Here is a 24,131-nt window from a genome sequence, read left to right as displayed (position 1 = left end):
ACCCTCCTTTTAATATAGACTGCTAACTAATATATGTTTTTTTTAATAGTCGACACGAGTTAATAGTCTAAAACATATACTAATTTCAAAAGGAGGGAATAGATGTCAGTAGTAAACTTGCTGCCCGAGCTCTATAATCTGTGTGAAATGTCTAGGAAAAATGAAGAAAAAATAGTAGAAATTCATCGTAGATTACTATGCGAACCACTCCAATCCTTCTTTCCTTTAAGAACAGTAGAGGAAATTCAATTTGAACTTCTAAGAAATGGAATATTTGATCCTATGGAAGGGTTAGAAATAGATAAAACAGTGAAAAGATTGAAAGAACAAAACGTATGGCAAATACTTCAAAAGGAATTTGAAAGGTTAAAAAATGTATGGAAAGGTCCAGATGTACCTATCTATATTTTCCCTTTAACAAAACATCGACCAATCATTGATGGAGAAGAAGCGAAAAAGAATGGTGTCACATATAATGGTGTTTTATTTTTGTTTGTCTCAACCGAGATGGAAGAAGAAGAATTAAAGACATTACTTGCCCATGAATATCATCATAGTTGTAGGCTTGCCTTTTTGAATAAACAATCGGAAGAAATAGAATTAATCGATTCATTAATCATTGAAGGTATGGCAGAAGCGGCTGTGGAAGAATTGTATGGGGAAAAGTGGCTCTCCCCCTGGACAAAAAGGTATGTTCCTAATGATGTGAGAAAGTTGTGGAAAAAAAACTTTGTTCCTTTTTTAAATTTAAAGGGAGTACAACTACACCACCCTTTTTTATATGGGGATGATAGTTTAGGGTTACCAAGATGGATTGGTTATTGTGTTGGTTACCGAATCGTTGAATCGTACTTAAAAAATAACGGTCCAATTCAACAATTTTTGCTCTACCAAATCCCTTCAACCGAAATTATCCAAAGATCGGATTTTAAAATATAAGATGTAAACAATCTCATCCCTTCGCAAAACGGTTGAGGTTGTTTTTTTGTTCTTTTATGTCCCTGCTATATGTTCAATTTGTGTCGAATTTCTCTATAAAAATACGTTTTTTTCTGTCAACCTGTCATAAGTTTTAATATTCAGATATTTTACCTTTAACTTACTTGTATCCTAAATTTTTAAATCCTACGAAAAACCTTGATATAAAAGGGATAAATCCATAATTTTTCTGAAAATAATGCCTATTTACTGTCACACAAAATATATAAAAAGTTCATAAAATTGTCACAATTAGCTATTGCATTATAGGTATTTCCTTAATTTTTTATTGGATTCCATGTAACATATAGTTGAGAGGAGGAGTTTTATAGACATGTTAAAAATTGAAAACTTAACAAAAGTGTATCGAGGTGGCAAGGTCGCTGTCGATCAATTAAACCTTGATATTAACCAAGGTGAATTTATCGCCTTCATTGGTACAAGTGGAAGTGGGAAGACAACCGCCCTCAGAATGATTAATAGAATGGTAGAACCTACAAGTGGCAAAATGACCTTAAATGATAAGGACATTACGAAAATGAATCCCGTTACGTTAAGGAGGAGCATCGGTTATGTAATTCAACAAATCGGTTTAATGCCACATATGACAATCCGTGATAATATAACGCTTGTTCCCCACTTATTAAAATGGTCAAAAGAGAAAAAAGATGAAACAGCTCGACGATTAATCGAACTTGTGAATTTACCACCTTCCTATTTAGACTACTACCCAGCACAATTATCTGGGGGTCAACAACAACGAATTGGTGTTTTGCGTGCTCTCGCTGCAAATCAAGACATTATTTTAATGGATGAACCATTTGGAGCCCTTGACCCAATTACACGTGATACACTTCAAGATCTTATCAAAGATATTCAGCAACGTTTAAATAAAACAGTTATTTTCGTTACCCATGATATGGATGAAGCGATAAAACTTGCTGACCGCATTGCGATTATGCATGAAGGAAAACTAATTCAATTTGATACACCCGATAATATTTTAGCAAACCCAGCAAATGACTTTGTAAAAGAGTTTATCGGTTCCCATCGCCTCATTCAGCAAAAGCCAAACATTAAAACGGTTGACGAAGTAATGATAAAACCAATTTCTATTACAATTGAAAAAAGTCTCGATGAAGCAATTCGTTTAATGGTGGAGAAACGGGTAGACACACTATTTGTAACAGATGGCGACAATCGACTGCAAGGATATTTAGATGTAGAAAGCTTTACAGGTGCACGTAAGACGAAGAAAAGTGTTTCGGAATGTTATGAAAAAGACATCTTTTACGTAAAAACTGGTTCAAAACTACAAGATTCTGTTCGTAGAATTTTAAAGCGTAACTTAAAAAATATCCCTGTTGTCGATGAGGAGCACCGTTTAGTCGGTTTAGTTACACGGGCTAACATCGTTGATATCGTTTATGACACAATTTGGGGAGAGGAAGAGGAAACGGTTCAAAATAAAAAGGAGTTGATGAGTGAATGATTACCTTCTTCACTGAAAACAGCTCTGATATTTTACTAAAAACTTGGGAGCATTTTTATATATCAATGATTGCTCTGTTATTAGGAGTACTTATTGCAGTTCCCATCGGCATTTTATTATCAAAAACAAAATATGTCGCAAAGGTTGTTTTAAGTATTACAAGTGTTCTTCAAACGGTACCATCCCTTGCCTTATTAGCTATTATGATTCCTCTATTAGGAGTTGGGAAAGTACCAGCAATCGTTGCACTATGTATTTATTCATTATTACCAATTTTAAATAATACTTTTATTGGGATGAATTCGGTGAATGAAAATACAAAAGGTGCAGGAATTGCCATGGGGATGACAACGATGCAGTCCATCATACTTGTCGAATTACCATTAGCTATTCCAGTCATTATGTCCGGAATACGTCTATCAGCAGTATATGTAATCTCTTGGGCAACATTAGCATCTTATATCGGTGCAGGCGGTCTAGGTGACTTTATCTTTAATGGATTGAATCTTTACCAAACGGAGTTAATTGTAGGAGGCGCAATTATTGTAACGCTATTAGCGCTGCTTGCAGATTTCTTGTTAGGTAAGTTAGAGAAATGGGTAACACCAAAAGGGTTAAAAATTGAAGGGGGTCGTACTTCATGAGAAATAGACTCCTACTGACAATGATTTTAGTTTTAACTTTAATTATTAGTGGTTGCTCATTGTCGAGCAATAAAAAGGATGATTCAATTAAAATCGCTTCTGTTGTCACAACGGAAGGGCAAATATTAGCATATATGATGAAATATATGATTGAGCATTATACGGATGAAGAAGTGGAACTTATTAATAATTTAGGTTCAAGTACTGTATTGCACCAAGCGATGGTAAACGGGGATGCGAATATGTCATCTGTTCGTTATACTGGTACGGATTTAACGGGTGCTTTACAAGGAGAACCGATTAAAGATCCTGAAAGAGCTTTGGATTTTGTACAAAAGGAATTTGCAGAACAGTTTAATCAAACATTCTTTGATTCCTATGGGTTTGAAAATACGTATGCCTTCATGGTTACAAAGGAAACAGCAGAAAAATATAACTTAAAAACGGTAAGTGATTTAGCTTCTGTTGCGAGTAACTTACAGGCGGGTGTTGATACGTCTTGGATGAACCGAGAAGGGGATGGCTATAAAGCTTTCGTTGAAACATATGGTTTCGATTTTGCTCGAACATACCCAATGCAAATTGGTTTAGTTTATGACGCCGTTGATACAGGTGAGTTGGATGTTGTGTTAGGTTATACGACTGACGGCCGTATAGCGTCTTATGACTTAGTCGTTTTAGAGGACGACTTGAATTTCTTCCCTCCTTACGATGCAAGTCCTTTTGCAGATACGGAACTATTAAAAGAAAAACCTGAAGTCAAAAAGGCTGTTGAACGTTTAGTAGGGAAAATCTATACAGAAACGATGCAAAAGCTCAATTACCAGGCGGACAATAATTTGATGGAACCTGCTGTTGTAGCAGAAGAGTTCTTAATCGAACATAACTATTTTGAAGGGGGTGATGAGTAATGCAAGATATGTCACAAATGTCTACAACCGAACAATTTTTCTATTACATGCAAGAAAACGGGTTATATGTATTTAGTCAATTTTTAGATCATTTTCTCATTTCGATTTATGGGGTATTACTTGCAGCGCTCATCGGTATTCCACTCGGTATTCTCATTTCAAAATATAGTAAATTGTCTGGTGTTGTTATTACTCTTGCCAATATTATTCAAACAATACCAGCATTAGCTTTAATGGCCATTTTAATGCTAGTACTAGGCTTAGGTAAAACAACGGTTATCGTTACAGTTTTCTTCTATTCCTTACTTCCAATTATTAAAAATACCTATGTTGGCATTAAAAATATTAATAAAAGTATTACTGATGCAGGACGAGGAATGGGGATGACAAAGGCTCAAGTTTTATACATGGTGGAGTTGCCATTATCTTTATCCGTTATCATTACAGGTATTCGGATTGCCCTTGTAGTTGCAATTGGAATTACGGCAATTGGTGCATTTATTGGCGCTGGCGGTTTAGGTGATATCATTATCCGTGGAACGAACGCAACAGATGGAACGGCAATTATAATTGCGGGCGCCTTACCAACTGCTTTAATGGCCATTTTATCCGATGTTTTATTAGGTTTAATCGAACGAAAACTAGACCCAGTAAAACGTCAACAAAAACGAATCAATCAAGTCATTTAATCGTTAATCAAAAAAGTGCTCGTCTCTTTCGTAAAAGAGGCTAGCACTTTTCTTTTTTTAATTATTTAAATCCCATAAACCTGGGCTATGTTCATTTGGCATGTCCGGTAATTCTGGTACAGGATAAGGTGTTGGAGGGTCCACAACAAGTAATTCACCGCTATTACGGCTTGGAGATTCACCTTTAAAGATTTCGCCCGCTCGATGATCATCTAACCTAAAGTTAAAGAATGCATTATGGAAGCCCATATCAACATATTTTTGACATTCAGGATATTTTGTAATGTCGTAGTTCGGAACAGGGAATAATTTTGCCCAATCAACTCCAAGGGTTTCGAGCGCTTTAGCAAATGCATTTTGATGTGCGTTATCTCGAACGATTAAAAATGCTAATGTTTCTCTGAAAGTTTTGTTCGAGCTCATTTCATAAATCCTAGTTTTTTGGAGTACACCTGTGGACTCTAGTACGAGGTTATCAAGTAAGTCAGCAACTAAATTTCCGTGGGAATAAACGTAGTTCCCCATCCAAGGGTTTCCTGCCGCATCTACTGGCAATGAACTTTGTGCACCCATAATAAAGTGGTGGGGATTTGCATGTTTAATTGCTTCATCTAACGGTGCTTGGTCAACTCCCGCATTACCTACTCCAGAATCCCCAGCTCCGTTTAATAATTGGTTAATCGTCGTTTGTACAAGCTCCACGTGACTAATTTCTTCTAAAAAGATTCCACGAATCAAATCACGATATTGTTTGGCTTTTCCACGAAAATTGGCACTTTGAAACATAAATTGCATCATTGTACGCATTTCTCCAAAGCGTCCACCTAATGTTTCTTGCAGTACTTTAGCCGCTGATGGATCTGGTTTATCCGGAACAATAATGTTGATCAAATCTTCCTTATAAAAATACATGAAATTTCCTCCCTTTAGTAAGTTTTCAATAGAAGTATTGGTTTGACTAATTTTTTTATTCAATTAATCGATGATTTTAGTTTTGTTGGATGCATGACTTCATGAATCATTGCTTAAAAAAGAAGGGAAATGAGAAAACTTCATAAAGATAAAGTTAATTTAAATAGGTAGGAATGATGATAAATGGAACAATACGATGTAATTATTGTAGGCTCTGGATTGGCTGGATTAACGTCTGCTGTCGAGTTATGTGATCAAGGTGCGAAGGTGTTGGTCCTTGAGAAGGAAAAGGTAATTGGGGGAAGGACGTCATCGTGGGATGAAGACGGAATGCTTGTTGAATCGGGTTTTCACCGTCATATAGGGTACTATAAAGCATTGCCCTACATATTAAAAAAAGTAGGAGTTAATGTCGACTCCATTGTTCAATGGGAAGAAAACGTAGATGTTCGTATTAAAGGGAAAAAGGATGTGGCAACCTTCGGGGTCTCACCCATTTTTGGGCCAATCGATTTGTTAAAGGGGATATTGGGGAATAATGATATTCTTTCGTTAAAAGATAAGTTCTCATTAATGGGCTTTTTTATAAATGGTTTTATTGATTATTTACGAAATCCTGATTCACTCGATCGATGGAATGTAAGAGATTATGCTAAAAAACATCAAGTGAATGAAGATGCTCTACATTATGCTGTCATTCCCCTTAGCGCTGGAATTTTCTTTTTACCACCTGAAAGATATTCTGCAAAAGTCTTTTTTGGATTGTTTTTCCCAGCAATTCCAAGGTTTTATCGGATGAGGATAGGTGCTTATTTAGGAGGAATGACAGAACTTTTAGCTCAACCTATAGCTAACTACATTGAAGGGAAAAAAGGGACAATTCAAACGAATGCAAAAGTGCAAAACTTAATTGTAGATGAGGGAAATGTTCAAGGAGTTGAGTTAGAGGATGGCTCCCGTTTCCATGCAAAACATGTCATACTAGCTACGGATTTAGGTGGAGCAAAGAAAATTTTAAAAGAAAATTTTTTGAATCATCCTTCATTGAAATCGCTTTTTCAATTACCAACAATGCCCGCAGTCACGATTCAAATGGAGTTTTTAAAGCCTGTTTTACCTTATGATCGTACTACTTTTGGACCTTTAACATCGTTAGCTAGCTTTGCAGAACAATCCCGTTCAACCTTTACCCATGTCCCTGGTAGGCTTTCGATTATCTTGACACCACCTGAAAAGTTTTTAGCAATGGAGAAAGAAGAAATTTTAAAGCAAGTGCAAAAGGAAGCAAGGGAATTAGGTCTGGATCTAGAAACGAATTTAACGAAATATCGTATTGTAAGCAGACCAGAGGATTTTTATAGTTTAGAGCCGAATCATGATCGATTAAGACCAAATCAAAAAACAGATATTGACGGCTTGATTTTAGCCGGCGACTATACAAAGCAACCTTATTACGCAACGATGGAAGGAGCAGTTGTTTCAGGATTAAAGGCAGCTAGTCTAATTTTAAATAACGTTAAAAAATAATGAGTATTTTCCGTTTCTATTTATGTACAAAAGTGGAGGTCCTGATTTTGCCGATATTAACTACGAAAGAAATAAATATTCATTATGACATAAAAGTGATGGAATCCCCATTATATTTATTCATCCACCTCTATTAACAAGTACTACATTTAAATTCCAACTTGAGCATTTTTCGAAAAAGTATAAGATTATTACTTTTGATATTCGGGGACATGGAAAAAGTAGTTACTTCGAAGAGCCGGTTACTTATCCACTAATTGTGGAAGATATGATTGCTCTTTTAGACGAATTAAAAATTAAAAAGGCATTTATCTGTGGCTATTCTACAGGAGGATCTATCGTATTAGAGTTTTTATTGAAGCATCCAGAACGGGCTTTTGGCGGAATCGTTATAAGTGGGTTGTCGGAAGTGAAAGATAGGTACTTAAAATTTCGTTTAAGTGCAGCCATAAATCTCTCCAATGAAAAAACAATACCCTTTCTCACCTATATGGTGACAAAGGGAAATGCCAATTCATCTCATACCTTCAAAAGTCTCCAAAAGGGTGCGAAGGAAGGTCATGTCATAAACATAAAGCAATATTACCTTTATAGTAGAAAATACAATTGTACAAATTACTTACAACAAATTCAGCACCCTGTTTTACTATTGTATGGTGCTAAAAATAAAACATTTCACCAATATGCACAAATACTTCATGAGAATTTGCCCCACAACAAATTAGTTTTTATTGACAAGGCAAAACATTCAAATTCCAACGAAAGAACCGAAAAAGTTACATGATGCAATACATGGGTTTATTCAAACTTATAAAAGGGAAAAGCAATTATAATCTAATGTTTGATTATGAAAGGGCATATGCGATGATCAACTTCATAGGAATAACAAATGATAATCATTTAGAGAAAAATATTTCGATTGATAACGCCGTTTTATCTGACTACAAATGGTTTTGGGTGGATTTTAGTGAACCGACAGATGAAGAGGTGAAACATCTTTCCGACACATTTCATTTTCATCCTCTTGCCATTGAAGACTGTGTACAGGAATTTCAACGACCAAAATTAGACTATTATAAAAATTATACTTTTTTCGTTACCCACTTGCTCAAGGAAGAAGATGAAGTGATTATAAAAGACCAATTGGACTTTTTTGTTGGGGAAAGTTGTATTGTTACTTTTCATAAAGTACCTTCAGATGAGGTACTAATTGTTTGGAACCGTTTATTAGCGCAAGAGTCGTTAGCTGGTTGGGACCCGTACTATATTTTTTATGAAATATTAGATAAAATCGTCGATAATTATTTCCCTCTTATTTATAAAATTGAAGATGAATTAGAAAAAATGAATGATAGCATCAATAAAAAATCGATGAACCACCTTATGAATGAACTATTTGAAACGAGAAATATGTTATTAAATTTGTTGCATTCAGTAAATCCGATGCGGGATTTATTATACCGAATGTTGAACTCCCACCATTTAAATTTAAATCGTATAGGGGAAAGAAAAGAATATTTCTCCGATATTTATGACCATTTGCTTAAACTATCTGATATGGTCATGACAAATCGGGAAGTCACGGCAGATATAAGGGATAGCTATTTATCGTTAAATTCACACCAAACAAATAATGTGATGAAATTATTAACGATTATTACGTCCATTTTTGCGCCTTTAACGTTTATTGCAGGAATTTACGGTATGAATTTCAGTTATATTCCAGAATTAACTTGGAAATATGGGTACTTTTTTTCTTTAATATTAATGGCTTTAATCGGTTTGTTTATGCTGCTTTGGTTTCGAAGGAAAGGGTGGTTTAAATAGTACTCTTTATTTAACTGATTATTTCATTCTTAAACTAAATAAAATGAGTAAAACACCAGCAAATAGACAAATCATTTTTTGATAAGAAATTTTATCCCCTATTCCCGCAATACCAAGTCCAGTAGTGATGATAAGGATTGTAGGGCCAACTAAAGCGAGCATGGAATTAATAGCGAGAGCTTTTTCGATATCATGGGACTTATACATGAATCCGGCAGCGGTAACTTCAATACTTCCAGAGATTATTCGGAGTAAAACCATATAAATGAGTGCTGATTCCACTTAATCATTCCTTTATATAATGTTAAAAGAATGTATGCTTGTCCGTTATAAAATATTAAACAGGTTAAACGTAAAAAAAGTCGTCACATGGACGACTTTTTTAAAGAAATTAAAGTTTATTAATTACTCCGTGAAGAGTTTCAGTTAATTCATCATCATAATTTGCTAGTTCGATAAGGTTTGCTAGACGTTCACGTAAAATATGGCGCTCAATTACTAGTTTCTCATCTAATACGTTAACTAATAACTCAATAATTAAATTATTACGAATAGCTAATGCTTCATCAACACGCTCTGGAGTAATTTTAGCATCTGTTTTTAATGATTTACCCATGATATTTCCCCCCTAGTATTTATCGTTTTGATTTTATCATACTATCGTCGATTTATAAATATCGTAGAAAATTAGTTGGCAAGTTGAAATATTTTTAAGTATGAAAAGGAATTAAAAGATGTATTTAGAATATATATTAATAGAAGGGAGAGAGAAATCTTGAGGGGAACAATCCATAATAAAAAAAGAGAAGTTACTGAAGATATGGCCTATCACTTTTTAAAACATGCGCAAGTGGCTCATGTGGCGACAGTGGGGGAAGATGGGTATCCATATGTGATTCCTTTTGTTTATGTTTATGAGGAAGGGAAAAAACTTTATTTACATATAGGGAACTTACGAGAGAGTCATTTTTGGGAAAATGTAAAGGTGAACTCAAAAGTAAGTGTTGAAGTATGCGAAATGGGAGAAATCGTTCCAGGAAAAAAATACGCATGTCAATCTGCTTTAGGATATACAAGTGTCGTGTTATTTGGAACGATTAAACATATTGACAATGATACAAAAAAAGAATGGTTTTATGACCGTTTATGGAAAAAATATGGGGATCCGGATTGGACTTTCGAAAAGGGCGGTTATCCAGCATTACCAAAAACATAATTGTTTGAAGTGGAGATTGAAAAAATAACAGGGAAGTATAGTGAGGCATTAAGTCATTAAAGCGACTGAAATAAATTCTCTTTAGAAATCATCAGTAGAGGTAAATAATAAAACGGCATTGTTAAATACTTTCAATGCCGTTTTATTATTGATTAAACAAAATTATCCAATTTTTCTATCTTTTCCTGAAGTAGTTTGCTATAAATGGAATAGATAGGAGGGAAGCATCATGAAATGGAGAGATTATCCCCAAAATGTAAAGGTTCGATTATTAACTTCCTTCTTTATTCGAGCCCTTTCTTCAGCGGTATTACCGTTTATGGCTTTATTTTTTGCCCAAGAAATGAATAAATTATGGGCAGGAGTCTTTCTAGTAATAGCGGTTATTGTAGGGTTTTTATCGAATTTAGTTGGAGGCTATGTATCAGATCGATTTCAACGAAAGAAAATATTAATCATTAGTTCAGCTGTCAGTGCGAGTATGTTATTACTTATGACGATCAGCCTTTTACCTGAACAAAATATCATTACCCTATTTGCCATTGCTTTTGTATTGTTTACGATTTCCAGTAGTATGGAATATCCGACGATGGATGCGCTCATTATTGATTCAACGACTTCTGAAAATCGGAAAGCAATATACACAGCGGATTACTGGTTATCCAATTTGTCGATGGCCATTGGTACAGCATTAGGTGGATTACTATATGTAAAACATCAAATTGAATTATTTAGTATTTTAACTTTCGTAGCCATTTGTATTACAATCGTTTACGGAATTTGGCTAGAAGACACGAAAAGAGAGTTACTGGAGCAAAAACATACGAATTTAGTCATGGATGTACTCCATAGTTATAAGGTAGCCTTACAAGACCGACCGTTTGTAAAAGTAGTTGTCGGCTCCATGTTTATTATCGCAGCGGAATTATCGTTAAATAGTTATATTGCTGTGCGATTGGCCGAGTCCTTTGATTCCCTTTATATAGGTGGATTTGAGATTAGTGGAATCCGAATGCTTAGTATTCTTAATATAGAGAATATGTTACTTGTCGTATTGCTTACATTTTTTATTAGTCGTTTTACGGATCGGTTTAGTAAGCCAAAAGTGATCGTTATTGGGTTAATTATTTATGGAATAGGATATTCCGTTGTGATGTCAGCAAATATTTGGTATGTATTAATTCTCTTTGCGTTTATTGCAACGATTGGAGAATTAATTTATTCACCAATTTTCAATGCAGAACAAGCAAATATGATGCCAGCTGATAAGAGGGGGTCTTATGCAGCTTTTGCCATTGTAGGATATTCCGGTGCGGATTTAATTTCCCGCTCAAGTATTATTGTAGGAACGTTTTTAATACCATCTATGATGTCCGTTTATATAGGAATAATAATTATGCTTGGTATTATTTTCATTTACACCGGAATATATAGGAGGAAAACAGTAAAGGTTAAAATGAATTCCTCTTTTTAATGGAACCCAGCTATTTTGGGCTTTGTTAAAATTAAATCATCATCATTAAGGCATCCTCGCCAATTGTTCCTTTTACAATGCCGAGTTTTTCCGCTTCATACGTAACGGATTCTAGTGGTGCTCTTAACAATTCATCTATTGTTTTTACACCGACAGCCCGACCAGCAATAATTTTACGATCAGCTAATTTACTATTTAATAACCCTACATCTAATGCACCACACATGATATAACCGTTCTCGTTGGAAACAGTTAATAAAGTGGTTTTTGGTAACCGTACAGTAACAGCAGTAAACATGTGTCCGTTTAATTCAATTGGTTCAATCGAAACCATATTTATCGCCCCTTTCCTTTATAAAATATGGGAAAGGTAAAAAAGTGTTCAAATTTATTATCTTTGGAAAAAAGGATTTTATTTTAAAAAAATACGGATAACATTGAAAAAGAAAAGCATACTAATTACGATTTCACATAAGAAATCTAACATGGTGAACAGGGGTGTGACCGATGGATAAGAAGGGATTACTAAATCCTAATTCTCAGAAGAATCACCGAAACTGGGAAAAGCCGAAGATTCAAAAATCTCAAATGAATGGTCAAACGGAGATTTCTCTCCACAACCAAATATTGAGAACTGAAGCAAAAGCTAGACAGTTTTAGATCATCATGTAAGGTTTTGTGAAACGAAAGCCCGGAGAAAATCCGGGTTTTTTTCTTTTTAAAATATAAATATCAAAGCGTATAAATTAAATGAAATGAACAATACTATAAATGATTTCACTAAACAATCCGACATGATTTACAGGAGGGATTTCCGTTATGATTAACGCAGAAGACAACTCAACGTCTAATAATCCGCCGAAACTCATTAAGGAAAAGCATATCTTCTCTATTTAGTTTTTCACAACTGAATATTGAAATTCAATGTTACCTTAAGATGTTATATCATGTGGATCAGTGAAATTATGCCCGGAAATTAATTTTTCCGGGTTTTTTTATTGCCTTTAACGAAAGCTCCTAATGCTGCCAATTGAAAAGTTAACATTCTTCATAAAAATTTTACTTTGACATATTGCCGACACATTCGGGATTTAATATAGGAAATGTTAAAAGAGTAGTAATGGTTCACAAATAAACAAAGCTCTATATTTAAGAAAGGAGAAAAAGAGATGCCTATTCAAACTTCATTCAATCCGAATGGTCGGAAAGAATTGAAACATGCCATTTCGAAAGCTGAATATTATGTGTTGCGTCGTAAACTTCAACATTTTTTGAAGCTTGATCCAAATGCTGGACCAAATGGCACATACCTTATTCGTTCCACTTACTTCGATAATTTTGACAACAAAGTGCTGAATGAAAAAAAGGAAGGTTATATAAACAGGGACAAATACCGTGTACGTATATATGGGAAAAGTTCTTCCGTCATTCATCTTGAACGCAAAAGTAAACGCAATTATTTAACGTTCAAATCAAAATGTAAACTAACTCAAAAGGAATTCGAACAAATACGTGTAGGTGAAATTGAATGGATGGAAACAGATGAACGGGAATTAATACGGGATTTATTTTTCAACATGAAATACCACCAACTAAAACCGATGGTAGTAGTTGATTATGAACGGGAAGCTTGGATGTATCCTTATGGAAATGTGCGTATTACTTTCGATATGAAAGTTCAATCGAGTATACGAAATACAGATATGTTCAATCAGTATTTGCCAATGGTAGATGTACTCGAGCCAAATTTAGTTATTTTGGAAGTGAAATATGATGATTATTTACCGGAAGTCATTAAACATTTACTTCAACTATCTGATACACAAGCTGAAAGTTATTCAAAATATCAATTAAGTCGAATGTATATTTAATTCATATGATTAGGAGGAAAGAAAATTGGATACAACAAATTTTTCAGATATTTTTAAATCAAGTTTTATAGAAAAGACATCTTCGTTCTCATTAACTGATTCATTAATCGGATTAGGCATAGCTTTTTTAATAGGTTTATTTATTTACTATATTTATAAAAAAACATTTAATGGGGTTATTTATTCTCACTCATTTAATATTTCATTAATGATTATGACGCTAGCAACTGCCCTTGTCATTATGGGGATTAGTCAAAACGTATTGTTATCGTTAGGTATGGTCGGAGCATTATCCATCGTTCGATTCAGAACACCTATCAAAGATCCAATGGATTTAATGTATTTATTTTGGTCTATTGTAGCGGGAATTTTATGTGGAGCAGGTTTCATTCCATTAGTTGTGATTGGTTCTGTTGTCATTGGGGCTGTAATTGTCTTATTTGCCAACAAAATTGTTGTCGAGAATCCTTATTTATTAGTTGTGAAATGGGAAGAAGAATTTGCGGGTGAAGAAGTAGAAAAATTAATAAAATCAAAAACGAAAAAATTTGCTTTAAAATCTAAATCGATTGTTCAAGATTATGAAATAGAAGCGACATATGAAGTACGTGTAAAAGAGAATGATGCAAAAATCGTTTCCGAAGTTTCTAATATTCCCGGGGTACGCTCGGCCGTTATGTTAAGTTACGATGGTAATTTTACAGCTTAATAAAGGAATTGAAAATGAATAAAAAGGGAGGGGATCTGAAAAGGGGATCCCCTTTCATACAATAAAAGGGATGATGATATGAGAAGAACATTCAAAGCACTCTTTCCCATTCTATTAGGATCCGCTTTATTTATTAGTGGATGTAATGAATCTACTCCAAATGCCTCTATCCAAAAAATCACCAGTGAATATGTTTCCTACGAAAGTGAAGACGAGTATTCTGATTGGGAAGAGGAAAGTGTTACATTAGTAAATTTAAACGGCACTTCAATAGACTTTAGCGGTAACGGTGGAGTTATATTAGAAGGAAATCAAATACTCATTCGTACAACAGGTACATATGTATTTGAAGGAACATTAGACGACGGACAAATTGTCGTTGATGCAGAAGATGCAGGTACTGTTCGCCTCATTTTAAATGGAGTGACAATCAACTCTTCGACGAGTGCACCTATTTATATTAAGCAGGCTGATAAGGCGGTCATTTCACTAGAGGAAAATACGGTGAATACGTTAACGGATGCTAAAGAGTATCTTTACGAAGGACAAGAAACGGAGCCCGACGCAGCTATCTTTAGTAATGATGATTTAACGATTAACGGGTCGGGTTCATTAACCGTTCAAGCAAATTATGAAGACGGTATAAAAAGTGACGATAGTATACTGTTTACAGGCGGTCAAATAAATGTCATCTCTGCTGACGAAGGCATTGTAGGCAAAGATCTTTTAGCTGTGAAAGAAGCAAACATTACAGTAGAGTCAGCAGGAGATGGCTTAAAATCGACGAATGCGGAAGATGAGAAGAAAGGGAATATTGTTTTAGAAAGTGGTTCAGTCACTATTCAATCGGAGGAAGATGGCATTCAGGCTGAAAAAACAGTAGTCGTTGCAGATGGTAACTATGACATTGTAACGGGAGGCGGAAGTCCTGAAACGATTGAAAATACTGATGAGTTTGGAATGGGTGGAGGTATGGACCGCCCAGGTAATATGAACGAACTAGATTTGTCGACAATGATTGACTCTATGTTAGAAGGCGTTGATGTTTCGGATGAGGTAAAAGAGCAGTTAGAGAGCGTAGAAAGCATGGAAGATTTACAAGCAATTTTAGAAGATTATCCAGAAATTCAGCAACAACTGATGAAATCAAGGATGGATGGACTTCAAAATATGGGGCAAGGGGGTCCGATGTCAGGTAGTACAACAGGAGATGCTGCAGAATCAACGGACGGTACCGAAACAATGCCTCAAGAACGACCAGCTGGCATTCAACCTCCTGAAGATGCACCTGAAATGAATAATGATCAAGAAGAAAATTCAAAGAATCAAACGGTTGAAGGTGAAGAAGCGACAACAGACGCTAATACAGTTAGTACAAAAGGTATAAAGGCTGGTACTGAACTAATCGTAGTAGGTGGTACAGTTCATATCGATTCGTTAGAAGATGCCGTTCATAGTGATGGAAGCGTAATGATTTCCGGAGGCGAAGTTACTGTCAATAGTGGTGATGATGGGATTCATGCCGATACTGAGGCAGTCATTTCGGGAGGCAACATTACTATTGAGAAAAGTCGGGAAGGTTTAGAAGGCAAAAATGTCACGATTTCCGACGGTATGATTCACATCGTTGCGGCAGATGATGGCGTAAACATTAATAGTGAAGAAGTAGGGTTTGGTATGATGCGCGGAAATTCAACAGAAGATGCTACAACAGATGAAACAGCCGAATCCATTGAAACGACAACAGAAGAAGAGGGGAATTTATTAATTGAAGGCGGTTATCTTTATGTTAATGCCGATGGAGATGGTTTAGATTCCAATAATACGATGCGAATGACAGATGGTACAGTAATCGTTTATGGTCCGACAAACTCGGGCAACGGTGCATTAGATTATGCAAATTCCTTTAATATCGAAGGTGGTATGTTAATTGCTGTAGGAAGTAGTGGTATGGCACAAGGTATTTCAGATAGCTCCTTACAAAATGCCATTATGATGACGTTCGATGAAATGAAAGAAGCTGGTACAACAGTTTATGTTGAAAATAGTGACGGGCAACAAATTATCGCATTGGAACCAGAGAAAGAATTCCAAACTGTTGTTATTAGTTCGCCGGAATTAAAAACAGATAAAACATACAAACTCCGTTCTGGTGGTGTAATAACTGGTGAAAGGTTAGATGGGGTATATGAAGAAGCGATTTATAAAGAGGGGGAACTTTCGGTTGACTTTTCCCTTTCAACGGTCATGACCTATTTAAACGAATCCGGAGTTACAGAAGCATCTAGCGGTATGATGGGTGGTTTTGGTGGGGGCAAACAATTCGGAAATAATACAGACGTCGATAATTAAAGAAAAATAGTAATTGAAGTAGGCTAGCCATCCGTGCTAGCCTATTTTTAATAGGTATAGTAATATATTCCAATTTCTTATTCATAAAAAAATATTTTTAGCATATATCCTACAATAACCAAAATATGAATAAAGAAAATCATCTACGTCTTAAGTCTGATACTGAAATATTTCTACAGTCGGTTCACAATAGATAGGGAATCAACTATTATAGTAGTAATAAAACACATGAAGGGGTACATTAATGGAAAGGAAGAAAATTTACTTATTATTGACTGATACAGGAACAATGTTCACGAGAATGATTAAGCTTTATACAAAAAAGCCATATAATCATGCATCGATTGTATTTGATGATGACTTTAAAGAAGTATATAGTTTCGGCCGTAAAAGACCTCGTAATCCTTTCATTGGTGGGTTTGTAAATGAAGACGTCAGGCAAGGATTATTTAAAAATGCAAGATGTGCCATTTATAGTTTTGATGCAACGGATGCGCAAATTCAAAAAATGCGTAATTTTATTAAAAATATAGAAATGGAAAAACATTTATATAGATATAACCTTTTAGGATTAATTACTTTTATTATTAACAAACCATATCAAAGAAAGAGAGCGTATTTTTGTTCCGAATTTGTTGCAAAGGCTTTAAATGAAGGTGAAATTATTCATTTTAATAAACCGATTTCCCTTGTTTCTCCACATGATTTGCAATCAATTGAAAATATACAATTAGAATTTGAAGGTCAGCTGGAACATTTACTTGCAAAGGATATGGTAAAAAATGCGTATCCGATTATTTATTAAAATTATTTATCACTATACACCACAATTGTTTTAAATACAGAACAGTTGATGGTGTTTTATTTTGTTTAAAAGACCGTCTGAAAGGGAACGGATGAAGTATAAACTATTTTTGTTAAGAAAGACTAATGCTAGTGAAATTAAAAGAGGTGATAAAGTTGGAAAACCAAATGCCCCGAGAAGAAGGTATTGATCATAGTATTAGTTTATTAAAAGAAGGTTATCATTTTATATTAAACAGAAGTAGAAAATTTCAATCGAACATTTTTGAGACGCGAATTTTAGGTAAAAAAGCGATATGTATGATTGGCGAAGAGGCGGCAGCCGTTTTTTATGATCCAGCTAAATTTCAAAGACAAGGTGCAGCACCTAATCGAATCGTCCAAACTTTATTTGGGAAAAATAGTGTTCAAACATTAGATGATGATGACCATAAACAAAGAAAAGAAATGATTATGTCTGTCATGACACCTGAACAGTTAGATTCATTGATGGAGATGACAAAACTGCAATGGGAACAATCTCTCGATAAATGGTCACAAATGGATAACATTGTGTTTTATGAAGAAGTAAAAGAGTTGCTTTGTAAAGTGGCATTTAAGTGGGTTGGCTATCCTTTACATGAAAATGATGTTAAGAAAATGACAAAAGAATTAGCATCCATGTTTGAAACACCTGCTGCCATTGGACCTTCTCATTGGATAGGAAGAACTTATCGCAACTTGGCTGAAAAAAAGATTCAAGAATTGATACAAAACATGAGAGAGCATAAAGTGAAATTTCCAATCAATACAGTTTTGCATCAATTTGCTTTCCATAAAGATAAGGAAGGAAATTTATTAGATGTAGAAACAGTAACGGTCGAAGTATTAAATATGTTAAGGCCAATTGTTGCCATTTCAATCTATATTAATTTTTCCCTTTTAGCACTTCATCAATTTCCTAAACAAAAGGAAAAATTAAAAGCCTTTAAAGACTATCCTAAAATGTTCGTGCAAGAAGTAAGAAGATATTATCCATTCTTCCCGTTTGTGGCAGCAAAAGTAAAACAAGATTTCACATGGAATGGTTATCAGTTTAAAGAAGGAACGTTAACCTTATTAGATTTGTATGGTACAAACCATGATCCAAATAAATGGGAAAAACCAGGAGAATTTTACCCTGAACGATTTGCCCAGTGGCAAGGAAGTCCCTTTAGTTTTATTCCTCAAGGTGGTGGAGATTACTACTTAGGGCACCGTTGTGCAGGGGAACAAATTACGATTGAACTGATGAAAATTAGTTTAGACTTTTTAGTAAATCGAATGGAATATGAATTACCCGAACAAAATTTAAACTTTAATTTAGATGACATACCGAGTATTCCAGAGAGTAAAATTATCCTCGAAAAAATAGTTAGAAGTCGAAGTCACTAAGTGATTTCGACTTTTTTATTTATGTAAGTTTGGAAAAAGAATTGTATTTATTATTCGGTTGTTGTTCGCTAAAATGAAATTTACATCACAGATTTTTGAAGGAGTAATTGTATGAATGAGTTAGACTATAAAAAAGCATTGGCACTAGAACAATACAAAGAAATTAAAGCATCCCGTAGACATTATAGTAATTTAAGATTTGCCCTCTTTCCGGTATACTTTGTCGTTCAGTTCGGATTAGTACAGCTTGCTGTAAAAAAATCGTCGGATGTTCTATTATTTGCAGAATATATTATGCCAATGTGTGGATTGTTAGTGACGTATGTATTTTGGACAATTGAGACGAGAATTACTTTATATTACAAAGATTTAGAACAAACTGGAGATATTATTGAAGACTATTTAGGATTCGATAATAAAGTAATGGTCAATTATAGTAAACAGTCATTTCTAAGCAATACAAAATTATCAATCAAAGCTGTTTATACGATTTTCCTTTTATATTGGATCGCTGTTCTAGTGAAACAATTATTTTTTAATCAATAAGAAGGACTTTCAAATATTCTCTAGAACATTAAATGAAATAGAGAACATTGTAGGAGCTGAAATTCTTGCATAAAAATAAAGAACAATTATTAATGCATTATGAAAATTCGATTGAGTGGGCAAAAACATTACTTCAATTAACTGATACGGAATGGAGAACACCTATTGCAAAGGACAAATGGACAATTGCAGAAATTATTGGTCATTTTCCAGCGTGGGATCAGTTTGTTTTAAAAAAGCGCATTCCTTATTTTTTTACACATCAAGAATTACCGAAAGCTCCAAACGAAAATCAATTAAACGATCAGTCATCTAAAGAGAGTAAAGAAATGACAAAAGAAGAAGTGATTGCAGCATTTGTAGCTGAAAGAAGAAGGTTGGTTATTGCTATTAATAATATTGAAGACGAATTGTGGGATCAGCAAATACAAGTTGGAGAAACATCCCTAACCATTTCGGATTATTTCCATGGTTTTATAAAACATGATTTGCATCATTTTAAACATGTTGAAGCATTACGAACTACTTTAAAGTAATGGCTGTTTTTTAAGGGAATATTAGATTGACTACATATGTTATTCAACATGTCCCCCTTATCATTACTTGGAATATTAGCAATACTCCACCAATACAACATGCAAATATTCTATAACAACATATTCAGCTTTTAAATAACATTAAATTTTAATAGAAATTGGAGGAGAAGGTTAATGGATGAGCGATATCCAATTGGAAAATTTACAAGTACTCGTGAAATTACTAAGGAATTAATACATGAATGGATTACAGACATTTCTTCATATCCAACTCGGTTAAAAGAAATCGTTGCATCGTTAAATGAAGAAGATCAATCGCTTACGTATCGCCATGGGTCATGGACAGTTAAACAACTTGTCCACCATATTGCAGATGCACAAGTGAACGTTTATACACGCATTAAATTAGCATTAACAGAGGATCATCCAACGATTAAACCTTTTGAAGAAAATGAATGGGCACAGTTAGCTGATGTGAATCTTCCGTTATCATCATCCTTACAACTTATTGAAGGGTTACATAATCGATTAGCTTATTTATTGGAAAATTTATCAGATGAGCAATTTAAAAGAACGTATCAGCATCCTGAAACGGGCAATCAAACAGTACAAGGGACTTTAGAATTTTGTGTATGGCATGTAAATCATCATCTTGCCCATATTGAAAATGCATTAGCAACGAAGAATAATTAATATAAAACCTCATTTTGAATACTTTTCTAAAGTATAAAAAAATGAGGTTTTTTTAGGAGGGAAAACATTGTTAACAGGGTTAGTAAGGGTTGGGACAATTTACATTCCGGTAAAAAAAGTTGAAGTTGCTGCTAAGTGGTATAAGGAAAAGATAGGTGCTGTAGTATCTTATATCGATTCGGATAAAGCGATTATTAACTTTGCCAATCTAAGTTTCTTTTTAGTGAAATCTAAAGACGAGAGTGCAAACTTTGTAGATAGTAATGGGATTGAACGCTTTTCTATTACTTTTGAAGTCGACGGATTAAATGCTCTTCATAATCTACATAGTGATTTTAAAAACAATGATATTCAAGTTGGGGACATTGAAGATCGGGGCCATGCAGGAAAAAACTTTGTATTTGCTGACATAGACGGGAACAAGTTTGATGTATGGAGTGAACTGAGTGCAAAATTTAAAGAAACTTTTGGGGAAAATTGGAGGGATAAACAATGAACCGTTTAAATTTAATTACATTAGGTGTAAAGGACATGAATGAATCTCTTCATTTTTATCGTGATGGTTTAGGCTTTGAAGTTAAAATCTATGGAGACGAATCGAATCCTGAAGTTATTTTCTTTAATAATAATGGGACAAAAATTTCATTATTCCCTCTCGAAAATTTAGCAAAAGATATTAATGAAGATAATCCGCCAACTATTGGACAAGGATTCGGTGGAATGACTTTAGCTTATAATGGGAAATCAAAAAACGAAGTTGATGAAGTCTTTCAATTAGCTGAAAAAGCAGGAGCTAAAATTGTTAAAAAACCAGAAACAGTCTTTTGGGGTGGATATAGTGGCTATTTTCAAGATCCTAACGGTTATTACTGGGAAGTGGCATACGGAGAAATGTGGAAGTTTGATTCCAATGATATGCTAATTGTTGAATAAATTAGAGATGGAATTCATGAAATGATTTGATTTATGATATAATAAATTAAATTGAAAAAGAAGGGAAGATGGGTGGCCGATGATTCAATAATCTTATTTTTATTTTTGAAGTACATTTTATATTTCAAGAAATTAAAATAGGATTAGTCTGCCCATTTTTCTAAAATACGTGTATTAGCTATTGATATCAATAGTTTATTTAACATTGTAAAAATGCGACTAATCCTTCCAACATTATTTGGGAGGATTTTTTCTTTATTATTTGGCTTATATCTTGGAACGAATTCCTAAGTAGGTAAGTTGTTTGATAATGTCAGATAGAGTCCTCCCTTGCAGAAGGGATGAGTTTTTATGCAAGAGATTTTAAAATTACAAAATATCCAATATGAAATAATGGATATGGTTATTTTTGAGACAGTAAGTGCTACGGTTCATCAAGGAGATATTATAGGGATTATAGGGAAAAATGGAGCAGGGAAATCAACGCTACTTCGCATAATATCTGGTGATATAACACCTAGTAGTGGTGAGGTTGATCAATTACAAAATTTAACGATTGAGTCGGTAGAACAAGAAACAGCATCATTTACATCAAACCTTTTTGAAAAAGAGGAAGCATTATTATTATCCAAGTGGAATGTACCGTCTAATGATTATCATTACCTGAGTGGCGGGGAAAGGTTGAAGGCAAGACTTGCTAAAGGCTTTTCAAAAAATGCCCAACTATTACTGTTAGATGAGCCAACCAATCATCTAGATGAAGAGAGCACTCAACTACTCATTGATCAAATAAAGCAATTTAAAGGAACGATTATTTTAGTTTCCCACGATCGTTATTTTTTAGATAAAGTGACAACGAAAATATGGGCTATTGAAGACAATCGATTAATCGAGCATAAGGGGAACTATACGAGTTATACAGAAGAACGGAAAAAAAGAAGGGCTTCTCAGCAGCGCGAGTATGAAAAACAGCAACAAATGATTCGGAAAATCGAAGGTCAATTAAATGAACTATCCTCATGGTCACAAAAGGCCCATGCCCAATCGACAAAACAAGAAGGATTTAAAGAGTATCACCGAGTTAAAGCTAAACGAACAGATGCTCAAGTAAAATCCAAACGGAAAAGACTTGAAAAGGAATTGGAAAAATCGAATGTAGAAAAAGTTAAACCTGAGTATGAAGTGAAGTTCTCCTTAAAGGCACAAGGGAAAAATGGGAAACGTTTTTTAGAAGTAAACCATTTAAAAAAGACATTTAACGATAGAGTTTTATTTCAAAATGTTCATTTTACAATTCTACATGGAGAAAAAATAGCTTTAATTGGTCCTAATGGAAGTGGGAAATCAACTTTAATAAAGATGATAATGGGGGAGGAACAAGCAGAAGGAGACATTTGGATTTCTCCTTCTGCAAATATCGGTTACCTAACCCAAGAAGTATTCGATTTGCCTTTGGACAAAACGCCTGAACAATTATTCCATCAAGAATCCTTTGAGGAAAGAGGTAAAGTGCAAAATTTAATGAAACATTTAGGATTCATGGCAGCATCATGGAAAGAGCCTATTCAACATATGAGTATGGGGGAACGGGTAAAATGTAAGTTGATGAAATATATATTAGAAAATAAAGATGTACTTATTTTGGATGAACCAACTAATCATTTAGATCTTCCGTCTAGGGAACAGCTCGAAGATACTCTACAAAAATACGATGGAACGCTTTTAGTCGTCTCCCATGACCGCTATTTTCTTGAGAAAATTACTGACCAACAATTAGTGATTAGGGAAGGTGGGATTTTTAAAGAGGAAAAAGAATTACCGAGTAAAAAAGATACAAAAAAGGAATTGCTGCTGAAATTGGAAACCGAACGGCAAGAAGTTCTTGGTAGACTCAGTTTTATGACGTCAAAAGACAGCGATTATGCTGAACTGGATCGAAAATTTAATGAACTTACGAAACAAATTAACGAATTGAAACGGAACTAATTAAAGAAAGTCCTAAAGCGAAAGTGAACTGCACCCCAATTGCAGTATCGTCTGAGGATGGTGGCTTTTATTTAATAGAGTCATTAAAAAGGGATTCGAAAATTAAAGTCAATGTAAAAAATGGATATCCAACAGCCTTAATCGAAGTCGACATTGACTCTAATATTGATGAGGAAGTCAACACGAAAGATTTAGGTGAACAGAAAATTAAAGAGCTTGAAAAGGAAGCTTCACGAATTGCCAATGAAAAATTCAAAGAAACTGTTGAGAAGTGGCAAGAAAAGGAATCGGACATTCTTGGTTTAGGTGCAAGGGTAAGAGCTTTTTATCCTAAGTATTGGGATGAAAATGTGAAAACAGATGAGAAATGGGCAGAACTTTATAAAGAAATGACCATTAAAGTGAATGTCCAATATCATATTAAACATACAGGGATGCAATGGAAATAACCATATGAGGAGTATTTACGAACAAGTAAACTGTTCGTCTTTTAGCGAAAAGGGAAAAATTAAAAAATCGAGATTGCTTTAGGGCATCTCGATTCAGACTGTAGACAAACTCGAAATTTCGAGTTTGCCTACAGTCTTTTTTCTTTTAAAATAAAAGTAATAGTTTCTG

The 24,131-nt window shown here is 34.4% G+C and carries 27 protein-coding genes; 23 read left to right on the top strand and 4 right to left on the bottom strand.

Annotated features, from left to right (window positions below; all coding sequences use genetic code 11):
* The first annotated feature begins 102 nt into the window (after window positions 1-102).
* The 5 genes from H9636_RS13490 (at window position 103) to H9636_RS13470 (ending at window position 4,714) form a co-directional block, all read left to right on the top strand.
* Window positions 103-939, top strand: coding sequence for a DUF2268 domain-containing protein (locus H9636_RS13490; RefSeq protein ID WP_191708099.1), 837 nt, complete (start codon window positions 103-105; stop codon window positions 937-939).
* Window positions 940-1,312: 373 nt separating this feature from the next.
* Complete coding sequence (locus tag H9636_RS13485; protein WP_191708098.1) at window positions 1,313-2,470, top strand: betaine/proline/choline family ABC transporter ATP-binding protein; 1,158 nt, start codon at window positions 1,313-1,315, stop codon at window positions 2,468-2,470.
* Window positions 2,467-3,114 carry an ABC transporter permease gene (locus H9636_RS13480; protein ID WP_191708097.1) on the top strand — a complete coding sequence of 216 codons (648 nt, stop codon included), beginning with the start codon at window positions 2,467-2,469 and terminating at the stop codon, window positions 3,112-3,114. Before H9636_RS13485 ends, H9636_RS13480 begins: the two co-directional genes overlap by 4 nt.
* Window positions 3,111-4,025: an osmoprotectant ABC transporter substrate-binding protein gene (locus H9636_RS13475; protein WP_191708096.1), complete on the top strand. Its 915-nt coding sequence runs from the start codon at window positions 3,111-3,113 to the stop codon at window positions 4,023-4,025. Before H9636_RS13480 ends, H9636_RS13475 begins: the two co-directional genes overlap by 4 nt.
* A complete protein-coding gene (locus H9636_RS13470; protein ID WP_404817757.1) occupies window positions 4,025-4,714 on the top strand; it encodes an ABC transporter permease in 690 nt (229 codons plus the stop codon). Before H9636_RS13475 ends, H9636_RS13470 begins: the two co-directional genes overlap by 1 nt.
* Before the next feature lie 57 nt (window positions 4,715-4,771).
* Here the strand turns inward: H9636_RS13470 and H9636_RS13465 are convergent, their stop codons facing one another.
* Window positions 4,772-5,626: a manganese catalase family protein gene (locus H9636_RS13465; protein ID WP_191708095.1), complete on the bottom strand. Its 855-nt coding sequence runs from the start codon at window positions 5,624-5,626 to the stop codon at window positions 4,772-4,774.
* A 183-nt stretch (window positions 5,627-5,809) separates the two neighbouring features.
* Here H9636_RS13465 and H9636_RS13460 point away from each other — a divergent pair, with 183 nt between their 5' ends.
* The 3 genes from H9636_RS13460 (at window position 5,810) to corA (ending at window position 8,980) form a co-directional block, all read left to right on the top strand.
* Complete coding sequence (locus tag H9636_RS13460; protein ID WP_191708094.1) at window positions 5,810-7,153, top strand: hydroxysqualene dehydroxylase; 1,344 nt, start codon at window positions 5,810-5,812, stop codon at window positions 7,151-7,153.
* Between the two features lie 103 nt (window positions 7,154-7,256).
* Window positions 7,257-7,937 (top strand): alpha/beta fold hydrolase, encoded by a 681-nt coding sequence (locus tag H9636_RS13455; RefSeq protein WP_318241026.1) that lies wholly within the window; start codon window positions 7,257-7,259, stop codon window positions 7,935-7,937.
* Window positions 7,938-8,017: 80 nt separating this feature from the next.
* A complete protein-coding gene (gene corA, locus H9636_RS13450) occupies window positions 8,018-8,980 on the top strand; it encodes a magnesium/cobalt transporter CorA (protein ID WP_191708093.1) in 963 nt (320 codons plus the stop codon).
* Between the two features lie 18 nt (window positions 8,981-8,998).
* Here corA and H9636_RS13445 read toward each other — a convergent pair whose 3' ends face one another.
* On the bottom strand, window positions 8,999-9,262 hold the full coding sequence (locus H9636_RS13445; RefSeq protein ID WP_404817756.1) for a YqhV family protein: 264 nt from the start codon (window positions 9,260-9,262) through the stop codon (window positions 8,999-9,001).
* Between the two features lie 109 nt (window positions 9,263-9,371).
* Entirely contained in the window at window positions 9,372-9,596 is a 225-nt protein-coding gene (locus tag H9636_RS13440) for a phosphate-starvation-inducible protein PsiE (RefSeq protein ID WP_191708092.1), read from the bottom strand.
* Window positions 9,597-9,755: 159 nt separating this feature from the next.
* Between H9636_RS13440 and H9636_RS13435 the strand changes: the two genes are divergently transcribed.
* Window positions 9,756-10,196, top strand: coding sequence for a pyridoxamine 5'-phosphate oxidase family protein (locus H9636_RS13435; RefSeq protein WP_191708091.1), 441 nt, complete (start codon window positions 9,756-9,758; stop codon window positions 10,194-10,196).
* A 229-nt stretch (window positions 10,197-10,425) separates the two neighbouring features.
* The gene (locus tag H9636_RS13430) at window positions 10,426-11,670 is read left to right on the top strand and encodes an MDR family MFS transporter (RefSeq protein ID WP_191708090.1); all 1,245 of its coding nucleotides are present in this window, start codon (window positions 10,426-10,428) and stop codon (window positions 11,668-11,670) included.
* Between the two features lie 31 nt (window positions 11,671-11,701).
* On the opposite strand, the gene H9636_RS13425 is transcribed toward H9636_RS13430, so the two are convergent.
* Complete coding sequence (locus tag H9636_RS13425; protein ID WP_191708089.1) at window positions 11,702-12,004, bottom strand: YunC family protein; 303 nt, start codon at window positions 12,002-12,004, stop codon at window positions 11,702-11,704.
* A gap of 173 nt (window positions 12,005-12,177) precedes the next feature.
* On the opposite strand from H9636_RS13425, the gene H9636_RS13420 reads away from it, so the two are divergent.
* From H9636_RS13420 to H9636_RS13360, 13 genes are all read left to right on the top strand, one after another.
* Window positions 12,178-12,330, top strand: a complete 153-nt coding sequence (locus H9636_RS13420; RefSeq protein ID WP_191708088.1) for a YpzG family protein — start codon at window positions 12,178-12,180, stop codon at window positions 12,328-12,330.
* Window positions 12,331-12,839: 509 nt separating this feature from the next.
* Window positions 12,840-13,541: a polyphosphate polymerase domain-containing protein gene (locus H9636_RS13415; protein ID WP_191708087.1), complete on the top strand. Its 702-nt coding sequence runs from the start codon at window positions 12,840-12,842 to the stop codon at window positions 13,539-13,541.
* 25 nt (window positions 13,542-13,566) lie between these two features.
* Window positions 13,567-14,250: a DUF4956 domain-containing protein gene (locus tag H9636_RS13410; protein WP_191708086.1), complete on the top strand. Its 684-nt coding sequence runs from the start codon at window positions 13,567-13,569 to the stop codon at window positions 14,248-14,250.
* A gap of 78 nt (window positions 14,251-14,328) precedes the next feature.
* Window positions 14,329-16,602, top strand: a complete 2,274-nt coding sequence (locus tag H9636_RS13405) for a carbohydrate-binding domain-containing protein (protein WP_191708085.1) — start codon at window positions 14,329-14,331, stop codon at window positions 16,600-16,602.
* Between the two features lie 244 nt (window positions 16,603-16,846).
* Entirely contained in the window at window positions 16,847-17,407 is a 561-nt protein-coding gene (locus H9636_RS13400) for a hypothetical protein (RefSeq protein ID WP_191708084.1), read from the top strand.
* Between the two features lie 155 nt (window positions 17,408-17,562).
* On the top strand, window positions 17,563-18,819 hold the full coding sequence (locus H9636_RS13395) for a cytochrome P450 (RefSeq protein WP_225230225.1): 1,257 nt from the start codon (window positions 17,563-17,565) through the stop codon (window positions 18,817-18,819).
* Between the two features lie 111 nt (window positions 18,820-18,930).
* Window positions 18,931-19,365, top strand: a complete 435-nt coding sequence (locus tag H9636_RS13390) for a hypothetical protein (RefSeq protein WP_191708082.1) — start codon at window positions 18,931-18,933, stop codon at window positions 19,363-19,365.
* A gap of 65 nt (window positions 19,366-19,430) precedes the next feature.
* Window positions 19,431-19,901 carry a DinB family protein gene (locus H9636_RS13385; protein WP_191708081.1) on the top strand — a complete coding sequence of 157 codons (471 nt, stop codon included), beginning with the start codon at window positions 19,431-19,433 and terminating at the stop codon, window positions 19,899-19,901.
* 174 nt (window positions 19,902-20,075) lie between these two features.
* Complete coding sequence (locus H9636_RS13380) at window positions 20,076-20,594, top strand: YfiT family bacillithiol transferase (protein ID WP_191708080.1); 519 nt, start codon at window positions 20,076-20,078, stop codon at window positions 20,592-20,594.
* Between the two features lie 67 nt (window positions 20,595-20,661).
* Window positions 20,662-21,090 carry a VOC family protein gene (locus tag H9636_RS13375; protein ID WP_191708079.1) on the top strand — a complete coding sequence of 143 codons (429 nt, stop codon included), beginning with the start codon at window positions 20,662-20,664 and terminating at the stop codon, window positions 21,088-21,090.
* Window positions 21,087-21,527, top strand: a complete 441-nt coding sequence (locus H9636_RS13370) for a VOC family protein (protein ID WP_191708078.1) — start codon at window positions 21,087-21,089, stop codon at window positions 21,525-21,527. Before H9636_RS13375 ends, H9636_RS13370 begins: the two co-directional genes overlap by 4 nt.
* A gap of 351 nt (window positions 21,528-21,878) precedes the next feature.
* Complete coding sequence (gene abc-f, locus H9636_RS13365; protein ID WP_191708077.1) at window positions 21,879-23,513, top strand: ribosomal protection-like ABC-F family protein; 1,635 nt, start codon at window positions 21,879-21,881, stop codon at window positions 23,511-23,513.
* Window positions 23,514-23,536: 23 nt separating this feature from the next.
* On the top strand, window positions 23,537-23,962 hold the full coding sequence (locus H9636_RS13360) for a Ger(x)C family spore germination C-terminal domain-containing protein (protein ID WP_191708076.1): 426 nt from the start codon (window positions 23,537-23,539) through the stop codon (window positions 23,960-23,962).
* Window positions 23,963-24,131: the final 169 nt, after the last annotated feature.

The sequence above is a fragment of the Ureibacillus galli genome (assembly GCF_014836845.1).
GTDB lineage: Bacteria > Bacillota > Bacilli > Bacillales_A > Planococcaceae > Ureibacillus > Ureibacillus galli.
The sequence above is the reverse complement of the archived record's forward strand: the minus strand, read 5'-3'. Positions and strand labels throughout refer to the sequence as shown.